Below are 13,078 nucleotides of genomic sequence, written 5' to 3' on the forward strand. Positions count from 1 at the left end.
GAGCACAATCCGGCCGCATGCTTCTCGCACTCGAACGAGGAGGTGCCGGAAATGGTGACACGAATCGGTGATCGTGCCGTGGTGCTCGGAGCGGGAACGGCCGGTTTGCTTGCCGCACGGGTGTTGTCGGATGCGTACTCGGATGTGGTGGTGATCGATCACGACCGGCTGCCGGACGGTGCCGCGGCGCGGCGCTGTGTACCGCAGGGACGGCACATCCATGTGCTGGTGGCCGGCGGGATGCGCGCCATCGAGAATCTGCTGCCCGGCCTCACCGCGGAGCTCGTCGCAGACGGGGCGCCGCTGGTGGACCAGTGCGGCGACGTGCGCTGGTATCTCGGCGGCCACCGCCTCCGGCAGACGGAGAGCGGCCTGACGGCGGTGAGCGCGAGCCGGCCGAATCTCGAACATCGGATCCGGTCCCGCGTCGCCGCACTGCCCGGAGTGCGGATCGTCGACCGGTGCGACGCGCTGGGGGCGATGGTGAGCGGTGACGGTCGACGGGTCACCGGCGTGCGCGTGCTCCGCCGGGCGGACGGCAGCGTCGAGGAAGTGCTCGACGCCGATCTCGTCGTCGACGCCACCGGGCGTGGTTCGCGAACCCCGGCGTGGCTCGAGCAGCTCGGATACCCCCCACCCGAGCGGGAGGAGGTCCGCGTCGATCTCACGTACGTCACCCGTACCTACCCTGCCGATCCGGCACGCATGGGCGGCGACCTGGGTATTCTGCTCGCGCCGTCCCCGCCGGACCCGCGCGGCGCCGCCCTCCAGACGATCGAGAACGGTCGCTGTCTCGTGACGGCGGTCGGCATGCTCGGTCACCGGCCCCCGGCCTCACCGGAGGGCTGGGTGGACTTCGTGCGGTCCTTGCCGTGGCCGGACGTGTACGACGCGATCCGGGACGCCGAGCCGCTCGACGCACCCCGGTCGTACCACTTTCCGGCGAGCCGGCGCTTGCGATACGAACGGTGCCGGCGGCTGCCGCAGGGGCTGCTGGTGATCGGCGACGCGGTGTGCAGCTTCGACCCGATCTACGCGCAGGGCATGAGCGTCGCGGCGTTCGAAGCCGTGCTCCTCGCCGAACACCTTGCCCGCGGCCGGGAACCGGACCCGCACCGGTGGTTCCGGGACGTGGCGAAGGTCGTCGCCGTGCCCTGGGACATGGCGACCGGCGGTGACCTCGCCTGGCCGGAGGTCCAGGGCCGGCGCGGCGCGAAAGTGCGCGTGGCCAACCGCTATCTGCCGCTCGTCCACGCCGCTGCCGTGCAGGATGCCGAGGTGGTCCGCGCATTCTTCCGGGTCGCGGCGATGGTGGACCCGCCGGGGCGGCTGGTCGCCCCGCCGATACTGCGCCGGGTGCTCCGGCGATCGATCAGTGCTTGTGCAGCCGGGCCTCGAACTCCCGCTCGAGAGCCCGCCACGCCTCTGCCTCCGCGGTGAACGGCGCGCTGGGCGCGAGCCGTGTCGGATCCGGTTCGAGCACGTAGTTGACGAACCAGCCCAGCTCGGTGGAGCCGGCCAGCGTGGCGTCGGTGCTGTCGTCCTCGGCGTAGTTCGCGGCGTCGGTGAACAGCTCGACCGCCAGATCCAGCTGATCGGCGTCCACCGCCTCGGTGCCGTGCTCGATGTCGTCCGCGATCCCGGGCAGCACGTACACGTTCTCGTCCGTCACGTCGATCTCGAGGGAACCGTCCGTCGCCGCGTGCCGGATGTCGTCGTAGGTGCTCAGCGCCGCCAGGTCGTGGTCGTGGTGGTCGGCGAGATAGCGCGCCAGCGCCCGCTCGGTGGGGAACACCAGGATCGTCCCGTCCCGGCCGAGGAACAACGCATCGTCGTCGACGTAGCAGCGCAGGGTGAACCACGTGCCGTCGGAGGCGATGATCTTGACCGGGTCGATCCCGACCGCGGTCCAGAAGCTCGTCTCCTCGTCCTCGTCCCCGTCGACGAACTCGTACTCCTCGTCCTCCGCCTCCTCGGCCGCGTCCTCGGCCTCGACGACGTTCTCCTCGGCCGCGACGAGTTCCGCCTCGGCTTCGGCGACGAGTTCGGGGTCCACCTCGGGCGACTTCACGACGCCGTCGATCGCGTCGAGCACCGCGTCCCAGTCCTCGGCGACGGCCGCGCCGACCCGATTCCACAGTTCCACGCCCTCGCGGCCCTCGAACGCCGCGACTCCGTGGCTCAGCAGCGCCTCGATCTCGGCGCGCTCGAAGAACTTCGTCACCGGCTCGAGTTCGCACACGTCGCCGAGGACGGACGCGATGTCGAACGTGTTCTGCAGTTCGGCGACGGACTCCGGATCCGCGTCGTCCGCCACGAGTTCCGGCACGCCGATCAGGTCGTACGAATGGCTCTCGTCCGGCTCGAACTCCTCCGCCGCGAGTTTCGACACGACCGGCCAGGCCGGATGCTCGACGAGGTCGTTGTCGGCGCCGGAGCGGACGAACGCAACGAGCTCGGCCACCGCGCCGAACGCATACAGATCGTCACCGTGGCCCAGGAACGCCTCCCATTCGTCGTCGCCCTCGCGCCACCGCGGCGCCCAGAGGGTCGCGACGTCGCCGTCGGTGAGACCGAGCTCGATCGGGACGATGTCTCCAGCCATGGTCGCCAAGCCTAGCCACCTCCGGGCCGAAGACATAGCGGAGCGGCGGTGAGACAGCCGTCACCCGAGCGCGCCACGGAGATCCCCGAGCAGACGGGCCCGTTCGGCGGCGGCGACCCGTGCGGCCTCGTGCGCCGTGGCCAGGATCGATGCCGCCACGTCCCGGGTGCGGTGCCCGCGCAACGTCTCGGCGAGCCACAGTCCGGTCAGGGCGCCGTTGCCGTCCACCTCGGCCCGCACGAGACCGTCCGGACTCGTCGCAGTGCCCGAGACCACGCCGAGCGCGGCCACGCAGTCCTGCAGGGCCCCGAGCCTCGTGCGCACACTCTCCACGATCTCCGTCACGCGCTGGTCGCTCGCCGACATCGCGCTCACCACCGGAGCGCCGCACGAGTTCCGGCCGCGTGCCCGTCGTCGCGGCGCGCCCGCTGCACGGCATCGTGGGTGGTCAGGCCCAGCCGGTTCAGCAGTCCTTCCGGCATGCCTCCGTCCGCCAGTTCCTCTCGGTGCCGCGCGGCGGCCTCGAGTGTCGTGAGTCGGCACAGCGACACGATCTGCTCGGCCAGTTGTGCTGTGCCGTAGCGTAGTTCGCTCTGATCGATGTGAAGGTCGACGGGCAGGCCCTGTTCGGTGGTGCGCACCGAGATGGTGCCGGCCCGGTTCCGGGCGGTCGCCGTCGTGATGGTCGTCTCCGGGGTGTCCATACCGGACTTGGACGCGCACCCGCACCGATCGGTTCCCGTGTCACCCGGTGGGCCGGAAGAATCCCTGGAATCCCATCCCGCTGTTCGTGGTCCGGATCGGCGACACTTGCACCGGGTCACCCGCCTCGACCATGAGGCCGTTTCCGACGATCATCGCGACGTGCCCGTCCCACACCGCGAGATCGCCGGGTTGCACCGCGCTCGCATCGACTGCGGTTCCCACGTCCTGATCCTGGGCCAGGCGCGGAATCTGTACTCCGGCCTGTCCGTACGCCCACTGGGTCAGTCCGCTGCAGTCGAGGCCCTGCCCCGGCACGGTCCCACCCCACACGTAGGGCGTGCCCTGCTGGGAGAGCGCGTGACGCACCGCATCGGCCGCCGCTCGATTCGGTGCGACGGCCACGCTGCCGTCCGGTAGCCGCACCTCGGTTCCGGGGCCGCCGAAGGCCCGCGGCTCGCCGGACTGCGACGCGGCCGGACCCTGGCCCGGCGACACGGCCGGATCCTGGCCCGGCGACACGGCCGGATCCTGGCCCGGCGGTGCGGCCGAGGCAGGATCCGACGGCATCAGCTCTGCCATCCGTGCCGTGTGCTCCGCCAGCGCCGAGGTGACCCGGGCCAGGACGTCGAGTCCCGCTGCGATGTGCTCGACGGCCGCCACCAGCAGCATCATCTGTGCCTGCGGGAGGGCGGCAAGGGGAGCGGAGCGCTCGGCCAGCGTCGTGAACGAGTCGATCAGCCGGGCGATCTCGGCGGCGCCGGTCACGACGGTCGTCGTCGCGTCCACCGCGACGTCGGCGATGGCCGTCCCGCGGTCGGCGGCGGCGACGAGGTCGGCCAGGGCCCGTTCGCCGCTGCGGACGGCGGTCTCGGCGGCAGCGCCCGCCCAGTCCCACGCGAGCTCGCCCAGCGCGGCCCGGCCCACCGTGTGTACGCCCTCGACCAGTTCCGTGCAGGAGCGCAGTGCCGCGGCCGGATCGGTGGCGACGGCGCCGGTGCCGAACGCCGACAGCAGCTCGGCCAGGGGAGCGGTGAGCAGATCCACCTCCGGCATGCCGGTCACCGCGGCGCTCCGGCGGCCTTCAGCAGTGCCGACTGGGCGGTGACGGCGTGCTCGTAGGCGGCCGCGGTGGCACCGGCGACCGCACCCATTGCCGCGAAGGTGCCGCCGAGCCGGGTCAGTTCCGTCTCGTGGGCGCGGTGGGTGGCCGCGAACGCGGCGAGGAACGCGGCGCCGACCGGACCGAATGCCGTCGTGAGTGGCGCCGGATCCACCGCGTGTGCCTCGCCGGCGGCTTCGTGGAGCCGCTCGGCCATGGCCGTAGCGGTGCGTCCGAACGCCGCGATCGTCTCGGGTCGGGCACGTACCACGTCGTGGTTGCCGGTGCCTGCGTCCATTCGGGCTGCTCCCCCTCGGTGAAACGGATCGTCCTTCGACCGGTTGGACGCAGCGGGTGGTGCCCCGGTTCCGCGTCGACGAGCCGGATTTGTTCCCCGCCACGGGTTGTGGGACCTTGGAAGCGAGCCCGGAACCCGGGTTCCCGGACGAGGGGCGCCGTACCCGGTGTGCGACAAGACGGCCCGAGGGAGCCTGTGATGTCGTGGTTGGTGCTGGTGGTGTCCGGGGTGCTGGAAGCGGTGTGGGCCACGGCATTGGACAGATCCCGAGGCTTCACCCGTCTGGTTCCGACGGTCGTGTTCGTCACGGCGCTGACCGCGAGCATGGCGGGACTGGCCTATGCGATGCGTCGATTGCCGGTGGGAACGTCCTACGCCGTGTGGGTGGGGATCGGCGGGGTGCTCACCGTGGTCTACGCGATGGCGACCGGGAACGAATCGGTCTCGGCATGGAAGATCCTGTTCCTGACCATGATCGTCGGCGGCGTGGTGGGACTGAAGTTCGTCCACTGACACGGTCGCGGGTGCCGCCGCTGTCCTACTCGACGAAGCCCTCCTGCACGAGCCAGTCGTAGGCGACCTCGGCCGGCTCCTGGCCGTCGACGTCGATCCGTCCGTTCAGTTCGATGAGAGTCTCGTCGGTCAGTTTCCGGGAGACGGGAGCGAACAGCTCCGCGATCTGCGGGTTCTCGGTGAGGGTCTCGTCGCGGACGACGACCGCCACGTTGTAGATGGGGAAGAACTTCCGGTCGTCCTCGAGCACGGTCAGATCGAGGGCCTCGATCCGGCCGTCCGTGGTGAACACCTCGCCGAAGTTGCAGTCGCCGCGCGCCGTCGCCTCGTAGATGGCGCCGGTGTCGAGCGTCCTGATGTTCTCGCGTGGGACACCGGATCCGAGCGGAATGCCGTAGGTGTCGAGCATCGGCTGCAGGCCGTCGTTGCGGTTGGCGAACTCGGATTCGACGCAGAAGGTGCGTTCGGCGACCGGGATGTTCGCGATGTCGGAGAGCGACGCCACGCCGAGTCGCTGGGCCTCGGCGCTGGTGGCCGCGAAACCGTAGGTGTTGTTCATGGGGGCGGGCGGCAGCCACACCAGGCCGTTCTCGCGCAGGTCCTCGTCGCGCACGGCCTCGTACTGCTCGCGCTCGTCGGGGATCGCTTCCTCGTGTCCGAGATAGGCGATCCAGGCCGTGCCGGTGTACTCCCACTGCAGATCGACCTGTCCCTCGAGCTGCGCCTGGCGGGAGCTGGCACTGCCGGGGATGTTGGTCAGATCCGTGACGTCCGCGCCCGCCGAACGCAGGAGGATCACTGCCATCTTCCCCAGGAGGATGCCCTCGGAGAAGTTCTTCGATCCCACCGAGATGCTCGCACCGTCGAGCGGCTCGACGGACTGCAGCGGGCCCGCGAGTTCGCCGGTGGGGACGAAACCGCCGGCGGTTCCCAATCCGCACGCGGCCAGCGTCGACGCCGCGAGGAGCGCTCCGGCGAGCCGGGACAGCAGGCGCGCGGTCACGGGCGGAGCCCCTTCGGCCGGACCGTGAACTCGAGCATGCGCCCCGCCCAGTCGACCAGAAGGGCGAGCAGCGCCACCAGCAGCGCGCCGCTGACGAGGACGGGATAGCGGAAGAGGGTGATGCCGGTGACGATGAGGGATCCGAGGCCGCCGGCGTTGATGAAGGTGGCGAGGGTGGCGGTGCCGACCAGCAGAACGAGCGCGGTGCGGACGCCGGTCATGATCACCGGCAGGGCGAGGGGCAGCTCGACCCGGAGCAACACGCCGAGCCCGGACATGCCGAGGCCGCGCCCGGCCTCGACGAGGGTCGGATCGACGCCTTCGATGCCGGTGATCGTGTTCCGCAGGACGGGCAGCACGGCATACAGGGTCAGGGCGACGACGGCGGTGCCGAATCCGAATCCCAGCCAGATGGCCAGCAGCACGAGCAGTCCGATGGCCGGCGCCGCCTGCCCGGCGTTGGCGACACCCACCGCGACGGGCGCGAGGGCGCGCGACGCGGGCCGGGTGAGGACGATCCCGAGCGGCACGGCGATCACCACGACGAGGATCGCCGAGACCACCGTGAGTTCGATGTGTTCGCGGAGGAGGGTCGAGATGGTGGCCCATTCGAGCTGGCGGGCCTCGATCGAGTCGAGGTCCGCGTTCGCGCGCCACAGCGCCCAGGCGGCGAACACCACGGCGACGACGAGTGGCAGGACGAACAGCATCGCGATACCGCCGCGCCGGCGCGGGGGAGGACCTGGACGGGTTCCGGCCCGGGAGGACGCCGGTTCGGTGTCGATGCTCATGTGTGCTGTCCCGTCTCACCGGGGCCTGCGGCCGCGGACTGCGACTCACCGCCGCGGATCCGTCCGGTCACCGATTCGAAGTTGATCAATCCCTGGAATTCGCCGTGCCGTCCCGTCACGATCGCGGCCCCGTGAGCGGAGGCGAGCATCGTGTCCAGTGCGTCGTTGAGGGTGGCGTGCCGGTCGAGGGTGACCAGGTCGTCGGGGTCGCCGTCCGGGACGGTGCCCGAACCCTGCAGTTCGCGCACCCACAGCCAGGCCACGGGACGACGGCGCCGGTCGAGGACGACGACGGTGTCGTCCCCGCGTGCCCTGGCGCGTGCGACGGCCTCCTCGGCGGAGCTGCCGACTTCCGCGGTGGTGGGTTCGGCCAGTTCGACCTCCGCGACGCGGCTGAGCGAGAGCTGTTTGAGTGTGGAACCGGCACCGACGAATTTCTCCACGAACGGGCTCGCGGGTGCCGACAGGATCGTCTCGGGGGTGTCGTACTGTGCGACGTGCCCGCCCTCCTGCATGATCAGGATCCGGCTGCCCAGTTTGACGGCCTCGTCGATGTCGTGGGTGACGCACACGATCGTCTTCCGCAGATCGTCGTGGATGCGCAGCAGCTCGTCCTGCAACCGGAGCCGGGTGATCGGGTCCACCGCGCCGAACGGCTCGTCCATCAGCACGACGGGCGGGTCGGCGGCGAGGCCCCGGGCGACGCCGACCCGCTGCTGCTGCCCGCCGGACAGTTCCCGCGGGTAGCGGTCCCGGTACCGGTCCGGGTCGAGGTTGACCAGTTCGAGCAGTTCGGTGACGCGGTCCGCGGTTCGCCGCCGGTCCCAGCCCAGCAACCGGGGCACGATCGAAATGTTCTGCGCGACCGTCATGTGCGGAAAGAGGCTGCCGCCCTGGATCACGTACCCGATCCGCCGCCGCAGGTCGTCGACGTCCGCGGACCGGATGTCGTCGCCGCCGATCCGGATGGTTCCGGACGTGGGTTCGACGAGACGGTTGATCATCTTCAGCGACGTGGTCTTGCCGCAGCCCGACGGGCCCACGAACATCACGATCTCGCCCGCGGGGATGTGCAGGCTCAGACCGTCGACTGCCGGGCGCGCCTGCCCGGGGAACGTCTTGACCACGTCGATCAGGTCGATGTCGGTGCCGCTGATCTGCGCTGCGGACGGCGGCGGCGTGTTCATGTCAGGCACGGATTCCCTTCGAGACGGTGACCTTGCCGAGCGCGAGGAGCAGCGCGTCGAGCGCCAGCGCGAGGACGACCACTCCGATCGTGCCGACCAGGGCCGAGTTCAGTGCGTTCGCGCCGCCGATCTGCGACAGGCCCGTGAAGATGAACGAGCCGAGACCGGGGCCGAGCACGTAGGCGGCGATCGCGGCGATGCCCATGGACATCTGCGTCGAGACCCGCACCCCGGCGAGGATGACGGGCCAGGCCAGCGGGAGCCGGACGCGGGTGAGCGTGCCGATCTCGCCCATGCCGATTCCGCGTGCGGATTCGACGAGGGTGCCGTCGACGCCACGCAACCCGACCACCGCGTTGCGCAGCACCGGCAGGGTCGCGTAGAAGGCGACCGCGAGGAATGCCGGTGCCACCCCGATCCCGACGAGCGGGACGAGGATGCCGAGCAGCGCGAAGGACGGGACGGTCAGGCCGACGGCACTGAGGGTGTTGGCCACCGGTTCGAGCCGGGGGATCCGGGTGACGACCACCGCGAGCACGACGGCGACGACGGTGGCGAGAAGCACGGCCTGCACGACGAGGCTCACATGCTGGTACGCGCTGAAGGCGATCTGCGCCTTGCGCTCGTCGATGTAGTCCCACATGCCCACCCGTCCCGTCCGTCCGCAGGCCCGACTGTCACGATGGCACACGTGCCCCGCGGTCGGGGCGAGTCCGGAAAACGGGACTGCGGCGGACCGTGCGGGCGGGCTGCGCCGGTGGGCTGTGCCGGGAAGCAGCCGGCGACGGCGGGCGAGCGACGGCGTTCTATCCTTCCGGCATGGATTCGCTCGTCGTCGACCACCCGCTCGCCGCTGCCCTCCTGACCACGCTGCGCGACGAGCGCAGCGACAACGCAGCCTTCCGCTACGCGCTGCGCCGGCTGACCCAGATGCTGGTGTACGAGGCGATCCGGGACGCCCCGGTCGAGCAGTTCGAGGTGCGCACGCCGGTGGCGACGACGGTCGGTGTGCGCCTTCGGCAGCCACCGCTGCTGGTGCCGGTGCTGCGTGCGGGCCTCGGGATGGTGGAGCAGGCCCATGCGCTCATCCCGCAGGCGCGGGTGGGCTTCGTCGGACTGGCCCGCGACGAGAAGACGTTCGAGCCCGTGCCGTACCTCGAGTCGCTTCCCGACGACCTGTCCGGGCTGCCGGTGTACGTGCTCGATCCGATGCTCGCCACGGGAGGTTCGATGGTGCACACGATCGACCTGCTCGTCGCGCGCGGCGCGACCGATGTCACGGCGGTGTGCGTGGTCGCGGCTCCGGAGGGGGTGGCAGCCCTGTCCGAGTCCGGTCACCCGGTCCGGCTCGTGACCGCGTCGATCGACGACGGTCTCAACGAGAACAAGTACATCGTTCCGGGTCTCGGGGATGCCGGCGATCGGCAGTTCGGCCCACGCTGACCCCCTACGCGGACCCGCTCGGGCGGTATCGGCGATCCGCCCGAACGTCCGTATCGCGCATTTTATCCGAATGGTCTGTTTTGTTGCAGGATAACAATAGAGTTTCGGATGAGGTTGGACGGTGGTGCCCGGCCGCGCGGGCGACGGGCGGTGCATGGACATCGAAATGCCAGCCCGGAAGAGGTTTTCGGTGCAGAGCGTGGGGCGCCGAGGATCCCGATCCGAGCGGCAGCGACCGGGCGGGCACCGTCTCGATTCGGGGAAGTTGATCAACTCTCCTTTTCCACGGGCCCGTTCTGGTTACGCTCCCCGTGATCGGTTGGAACGTCCACTGTCCTCGACCGCCCACGAAAATGAGGTCCGCTCGATGATCAACACCTTCTCCGGCAGCAGATTTCGACAGTGCGCCCGGGCCACCGCACTCGGTGCGGCCGCCGTGCTGGGCATGGTGGTGGGGTCCGGTAGTGCCGGAGCCGCTGTCGACAACGCCCGGACGCTGCCCCTCGGCAACAACAACGCCATCGAAGTCCTTCAGGCCGACACGTCGATCCAGTCCTATCCGCCGCTCGACAGCTCGCCCGTCAGTTTCGAGTTCTTCCACGACGAGGTGGTGTCGGTCAACTTCACCGGGCCCGATGCCGACTCGTTCCAGGACACCAAGCTGACCATCGGATACCAGATCGGCTACCCGGTCGCGCTCAACGGGGCCGTCGTGCACATCAACACCCCCAGTCTCGACTGGGAGGTCGGCAACGAATTCGGTATCGGCGTCGAGCTCGCCCCCGAGTTCGGCCTCGGGCTCGACGCGAGCACCGGCGCGACGATCGGCGGGTCGATCATCCCGTCGCAGGAGATCGAGGTCGATCTCTCGCCGGGCGGCATCACCGACGTGGCGTTCGTCGAGGACATGGAGTTCGACGGCCGGTCGGCGACCGTCCGGCTGGCCGGAGTCCACGGCTCGGTCTCGGGGGCACTCGGCCCGGTCACGATCCGGCCGTACGCCCGGGCTGTCACCTCGAACAACGACACCGTCATCACCTACGGTGTGCCACACCGTCTCTGAGGGTGGCCGTTCCTCCGCCGGGCCGGTGGCGACCGCGAGAAGCGGCCGTCACCGGCCCGGTGTCGCGCGTCAGCGCTCACCGAGGCCGGTCGCCCACGCGCGCAACGCCTTCAGTCGCGCGGTCGCGCCGTCGCGGTCACCGTCCGCGGCGACGGACTCGAGGTAGCACTTGAGCTTCGGCTCGGTGCCCGACGGCCGGACCACGACCCGCACCGACGCGCCCTCGAGTACCACGGCGTCCGTGCGCAGCGGGCCGCTCGCCGCCGCGAGGTCGGTGGCCGTGACCGGCTCTCCGGCGAGTTCGGCCGGCAGCGCGGACCGCAACCGGCTCATGATCGCCCCGATCCGGGCGAGATCGGCCACCCGGATCGAGACCTGATCGCCGAGGTGCAGCCCGAACTCTCGGTGGAGGGCGTCGAGCGCGTCGACGAGAGTGCTTCGGCGAGACTTCAATTCGGCGGCATAGTCCGCGACGACGACCGCCGTCGCGATGCCGTCCTTGTCGCGCACCGCATCCGGGTCGACGCAGTGACCGAGGGCCTCCTCGTACGCGTACACGAGTCCGTCGCCCGCGCGAGCGAGCCACTTGAAGCCCGTGAGGGTCTGCGCGTAGCGGGCGCCCCGGGCGGCGGCGAGTCTGCCGAGCAGGGCCGAGGAGACGATCGTCGTCGCCACCAGCGCGCCGCGCGGGGCACCCGCGAGAATCCGGTCCCCGAGCAGCGCCCCGGTCTCGTCGCCGCGCAGCATCCGCCAGCCCTCGGGCGTGGGGACGCCCACGGCGCATCGGTCCGCATCGGGATCGAGGGCGAGCGCGATGTCCGCGCCCACGTCGGCGGCGAGTGCGAGCACGGCATCGGCGGCCCCCGGTTCCTCCGGATTGGGGAACTCGACGGTGGGGAAGCGGGGATCGGGGGCGAACTGGGCGTCCACCACGTGCACGTCGCCGAAGCCCGCGGCGTGCAGCGCCGCGACGGCGGTCTCGCCGCCGACGCCGTGCAGCGGTGTGAGCGCGATGCGCAGGGTGCGCGCCGTGCCGCGCGGTAGGGAGGCGACGCGCGCCAGATAGCGCGCCACCAGGTCGTCCCCGGTGGGCGCGACGGCGGTGCGCGGCACGGACGACGCCGCGCCGACGGCGTCGATCGCCCTCTCGATCTCGCGGTCGTCCGGCTCGACCAGTTGTGCACCGCCCCGGGTGTAGACCTTGTAGCCGTTGTCCGGGGCCGGGTTGTGGGACGCGGTGATCTGCACGCCCGCGACCGCATCGAGGGCCCGCACGGCGTACGCCGTCACCGGGGTCGGCAGCGGGCGCGGCAGGGCCACGACGTCGAAACCGGCGGCCGCGAGGACCTCGGTGGCGGCGGCGAAGAACTCGGCGGATCCGGTGCGGGCGTCGCGGCCGACGACCACGGTGCCGCCGCCGCACCCGCGCGCGTCGAGCCATCGGGCCAGGCCCGCGGTGGTGCGGACGACCACGTCCTCGTTGATGCAGCCGGGTCCGTCGCCGACGGGACCGCGCAGCCCGGCGGTCCCGAAACGCAGGCTCACAGCCGGCCCGCCAGCTCGCGCAGCAGGTCGCCCATACGGGTCGCGGCGGCCCGTCCCGCCGCGAGTACCTCGTGGTGGTCCAGGTGCTCACCGGTGAGTCCCGCGGCGGCGTTGGTGACCAGGGAGATGCCGAGCACCCGCGCGCCCGCGGCACGCGCGGCGATGGTCTCGTGCACGGTGGACATGCCCACCAGGTCGGCGCCGAGCGTGCGCAGCATGCGGATCTCGGCGGGGGTTTCGTAGTGCGGGCCGGGCAGTCCTGCGTACACGCCCTCGTCGAGGGTGGGGTCGATCTCGCGGGCGAGGGCGCGCAGCTCCGGACAGTAGGCGTCGACGAGGTCGACGAACTGGGCGCCGCGCAGGGGCGAACGGCCGGTGAGGTTGAGGTGGTCCGAGATCAGCACCGGCTGACCGACCGTGTGGTCGGGCCGGATGCCGCCGGCGGCGTTGGTGAGCACGACGGTGTGCGCGCCGGCCGCGACGGCGGTGCGCACCGGGTGCACGACACGGCTCAGGTCGTGCCCCTCGTAGGCGTGGGTGCGGCCGGCGAGGAGCAGCACCGGGGTCTCGCCGACCCGCACCGAATGCACGGTGCCCGAATGCCCTTCGGCGGTGGGCGGGGCGAACCCGGGAAGTTCGCCCATCGGGACGTCGGCGACCGCCGGGCCGAAGCGCTCCACCGCGGCGCGCCAGCCCGAGCCGAGGACCACCGCGACGGGGTGTTCGGGCACGCCGGTGCGTTCGGCGAGTGCCGCGGCGGCGCGGGCGGCCTCGGCAGGGGGGTCGGCGATGGCGTCGGGTGTTCCCATGTCGGTCGACCCTAGCG

The 13,078-nt window shown here is 71.2% G+C and carries 15 protein-coding genes and 1 riboswitch; of the genes, 4 read left to right on the forward strand and 11 right to left on the reverse strand.

Going from position 1 to position 13,078, the window contains the following annotated elements:
- Positions 1-51 precede the first annotated feature (51 nt).
- Positions 52-1,440, forward strand: coding sequence for an NAD(P)/FAD-dependent oxidoreductase (locus tag RR3_RS18960; RefSeq protein WP_040272515.1), 1,389 nt, complete (start codon positions 52-54; stop codon positions 1,438-1,440).
- Here the strand turns inward: RR3_RS18960 and RR3_RS18965 are convergent.
- From RR3_RS18965 to RR3_RS18985, 5 genes are read right to left on the reverse strand one after another with little or no spacing between them, the layout of a single operon-like run.
- Positions 1,373-2,605 carry a SatS C-terminal domain-containing protein gene (locus RR3_RS18965; protein ID WP_010594830.1) on the reverse strand — a complete coding sequence of 411 codons (1,233 nt, stop codon included), beginning with the start codon at positions 2,603-2,605 and terminating at the stop codon, positions 1,373-1,375. The two genes, RR3_RS18960 and RR3_RS18965, sit on opposite strands and share 68 nt — an antisense overlap.
- Before the next feature lie 60 nt (positions 2,606-2,665).
- Positions 2,666-2,971, reverse strand: a complete 306-nt coding sequence (locus RR3_RS18970) for a YbaB/EbfC family nucleoid-associated protein (RefSeq protein ID WP_010594829.1) — start codon at positions 2,969-2,971, stop codon at positions 2,666-2,668.
- A 5-nt stretch (positions 2,972-2,976) separates the two neighbouring features.
- Positions 2,977-3,309, reverse strand: a complete 333-nt coding sequence (locus RR3_RS18975) for a hypothetical protein (RefSeq protein WP_010594828.1) — start codon at positions 3,307-3,309, stop codon at positions 2,977-2,979.
- A gap of 40 nt (positions 3,310-3,349) precedes the next feature.
- The gene (locus RR3_RS18980) at positions 3,350-4,363 is read right to left on the reverse strand and encodes a C40 family peptidase (RefSeq protein WP_040272521.1); all 1,014 of its coding nucleotides are present in this window, start codon (positions 4,361-4,363) and stop codon (positions 3,350-3,352) included.
- 5 nt (positions 4,364-4,368) lie between these two features.
- On the reverse strand, positions 4,369-4,707 hold the full coding sequence (locus tag RR3_RS18985) for a hypothetical protein (RefSeq protein ID WP_010594825.1): 339 nt from the start codon (positions 4,705-4,707) through the stop codon (positions 4,369-4,371).
- Positions 4,708-4,828: 121 nt separating this feature from the next.
- Positions 4,829-4,895: riboswitch (guanidine-III (ykkC-III) riboswitch) on the forward strand.
- Between the two features lie 10 nt (positions 4,896-4,905).
- Here RR3_RS18985 and RR3_RS18990 point away from each other — a divergent pair.
- The gene (locus RR3_RS18990) at positions 4,906-5,220 is read left to right on the forward strand and encodes a DMT family transporter (RefSeq protein WP_010594824.1); all 315 of its coding nucleotides are present in this window, start codon (positions 4,906-4,908) and stop codon (positions 5,218-5,220) included.
- Positions 5,221-5,245: 25 nt separating this feature from the next.
- Here the strand turns inward: RR3_RS18990 and RR3_RS18995 are convergent, their stop codons facing one another.
- Genes RR3_RS18995 through RR3_RS19010 form a run of 4 tightly spaced genes read right to left on the reverse strand, consistent with a single transcriptional unit; the run spans position 5,246 to position 8,844 of the window.
- Positions 5,246-6,223, reverse strand: coding sequence for a glycine betaine ABC transporter substrate-binding protein (locus tag RR3_RS18995; protein WP_010594823.1), 978 nt, complete (start codon positions 6,221-6,223; stop codon positions 5,246-5,248).
- Entirely contained in the window at positions 6,220-7,014 is a 795-nt protein-coding gene (locus tag RR3_RS19000) for an ABC transporter permease (protein WP_010594822.1), read from the reverse strand. The genes RR3_RS18995 and RR3_RS19000 overlap by 4 nt, the downstream gene beginning before the upstream one ends.
- Positions 7,011-8,201, reverse strand: coding sequence for an ABC transporter ATP-binding protein (locus RR3_RS19005; RefSeq protein ID WP_010594821.1), 1,191 nt, complete (start codon positions 8,199-8,201; stop codon positions 7,011-7,013). Before RR3_RS19005 ends, RR3_RS19000 begins: the two co-directional genes overlap by 4 nt.
- Before the next feature lies 1 nt (position 8,202).
- On the reverse strand, positions 8,203-8,844 hold the full coding sequence (locus RR3_RS19010) for an ABC transporter permease (protein WP_010594820.1): 642 nt from the start codon (positions 8,842-8,844) through the stop codon (positions 8,203-8,205).
- A 176-nt stretch (positions 8,845-9,020) separates the two neighbouring features.
- Between RR3_RS19010 and upp the strand changes: the two genes are divergently transcribed.
- Both upp and RR3_RS19020 read left to right on the forward strand, forming a co-directional pair.
- The gene (gene upp, locus RR3_RS19015; RefSeq protein WP_010594819.1) at positions 9,021-9,644 is read left to right on the forward strand and encodes a uracil phosphoribosyltransferase; all 624 of its coding nucleotides are present in this window, start codon (positions 9,021-9,023) and stop codon (positions 9,642-9,644) included.
- A 367-nt stretch (positions 9,645-10,011) separates the two neighbouring features.
- Positions 10,012-10,707: an MspA family porin gene (locus RR3_RS19020; RefSeq protein ID WP_010594818.1), complete on the forward strand. Its 696-nt coding sequence runs from the start codon at positions 10,012-10,014 to the stop codon at positions 10,705-10,707.
- 69 nt (positions 10,708-10,776) lie between these two features.
- On the opposite strand, the gene RR3_RS19025 is transcribed toward RR3_RS19020, so the two are convergent.
- Together RR3_RS19025 and RR3_RS19030 are read right to left on the reverse strand one after the other, a co-directional pair.
- Positions 10,777-12,252 carry a phospho-sugar mutase gene (locus RR3_RS19025; RefSeq protein WP_017679612.1) on the reverse strand — a complete coding sequence of 492 codons (1,476 nt, stop codon included), beginning with the start codon at positions 12,250-12,252 and terminating at the stop codon, positions 10,777-10,779.
- Entirely contained in the window at positions 12,249-13,061 is an 813-nt protein-coding gene (locus RR3_RS19030; protein ID WP_010594816.1) for a purine-nucleoside phosphorylase, read from the reverse strand. The genes RR3_RS19025 and RR3_RS19030 overlap by 4 nt, the downstream gene beginning before the upstream one ends.
- Positions 13,062-13,078 lie beyond the last annotated feature (17 nt).

Origin of the sequence: Rhodococcus ruber NBRC 15591, from assembly GCF_001894945.1 — a bacterium.
GTDB classification, from domain to species: Bacteria; Actinomycetota; Actinomycetes; order Mycobacteriales; family Mycobacteriaceae; genus Rhodococcus; species Rhodococcus ruber.

Bases quoted from the DNA above. Each gene is read 5' to 3' on its own strand.
- RR3_RS19020 (WP_010594818.1), top strand. From the start codon at position 10,012: ATGATCAACACCTTCTCCGGCAGCAGATTTCGACAGTGCGCCCGGGCC.
- RR3_RS18975 (WP_010594828.1), bottom strand. From the start codon at position 3,309: ATGGACACCCCGGAGACGACCATCACGACGGCGACCGCCCGGAACCGG.
- RR3_RS19010 (WP_010594820.1), bottom strand. From the start codon at position 8,844: ATGTGGGACTACATCGACGAGCGCAAGGCGCAGATCGCCTTCAGCGCG.
- RR3_RS19005 (WP_010594821.1), bottom strand. From the start codon at position 8,201: ATGAACACGCCGCCGCCGTCCGCAGCGCAGATCAGCGGCACCGACATC.
- RR3_RS18960 (WP_040272515.1), top strand. From the start codon at position 52: ATGGTGACACGAATCGGTGATCGTGCCGTGGTGCTCGGAGCGGGAACG.
- RR3_RS18990 (WP_010594824.1), top strand. From the start codon at position 4,906: ATGTCGTGGTTGGTGCTGGTGGTGTCCGGGGTGCTGGAAGCGGTGTGG.
- upp (WP_010594819.1), top strand. From the start codon at position 9,021: ATGGATTCGCTCGTCGTCGACCACCCGCTCGCCGCTGCCCTCCTGACC.
- RR3_RS19000 (WP_010594822.1), bottom strand. From the start codon at position 7,014: ATGAGCATCGACACCGAACCGGCGTCCTCCCGGGCCGGAACCCGTCCA.
- RR3_RS18980 (WP_040272521.1), bottom strand. From the start codon at position 4,363: ATGCCGGAGGTGGATCTGCTCACCGCTCCCCTGGCCGAGCTGCTGTCG.
- RR3_RS18985 (WP_010594825.1), bottom strand. From the start codon at position 4,707: ATGGACGCAGGCACCGGCAACCACGACGTGGTACGTGCCCGACCCGAG.
- RR3_RS18970 (WP_010594829.1), bottom strand. From the start codon at position 2,971: ATGTCGGCGAGCGACCAGCGCGTGACGGAGATCGTGGAGAGTGTGCGC.
- RR3_RS19030 (WP_010594816.1), bottom strand. From the start codon at position 13,061: ATGGGAACACCCGACGCCATCGCCGACCCCCCTGCCGAGGCCGCCCGC.
- RR3_RS18965 (WP_010594830.1), bottom strand. From the start codon at position 2,605: ATGGCTGGAGACATCGTCCCGATCGAGCTCGGTCTCACCGACGGCGAC.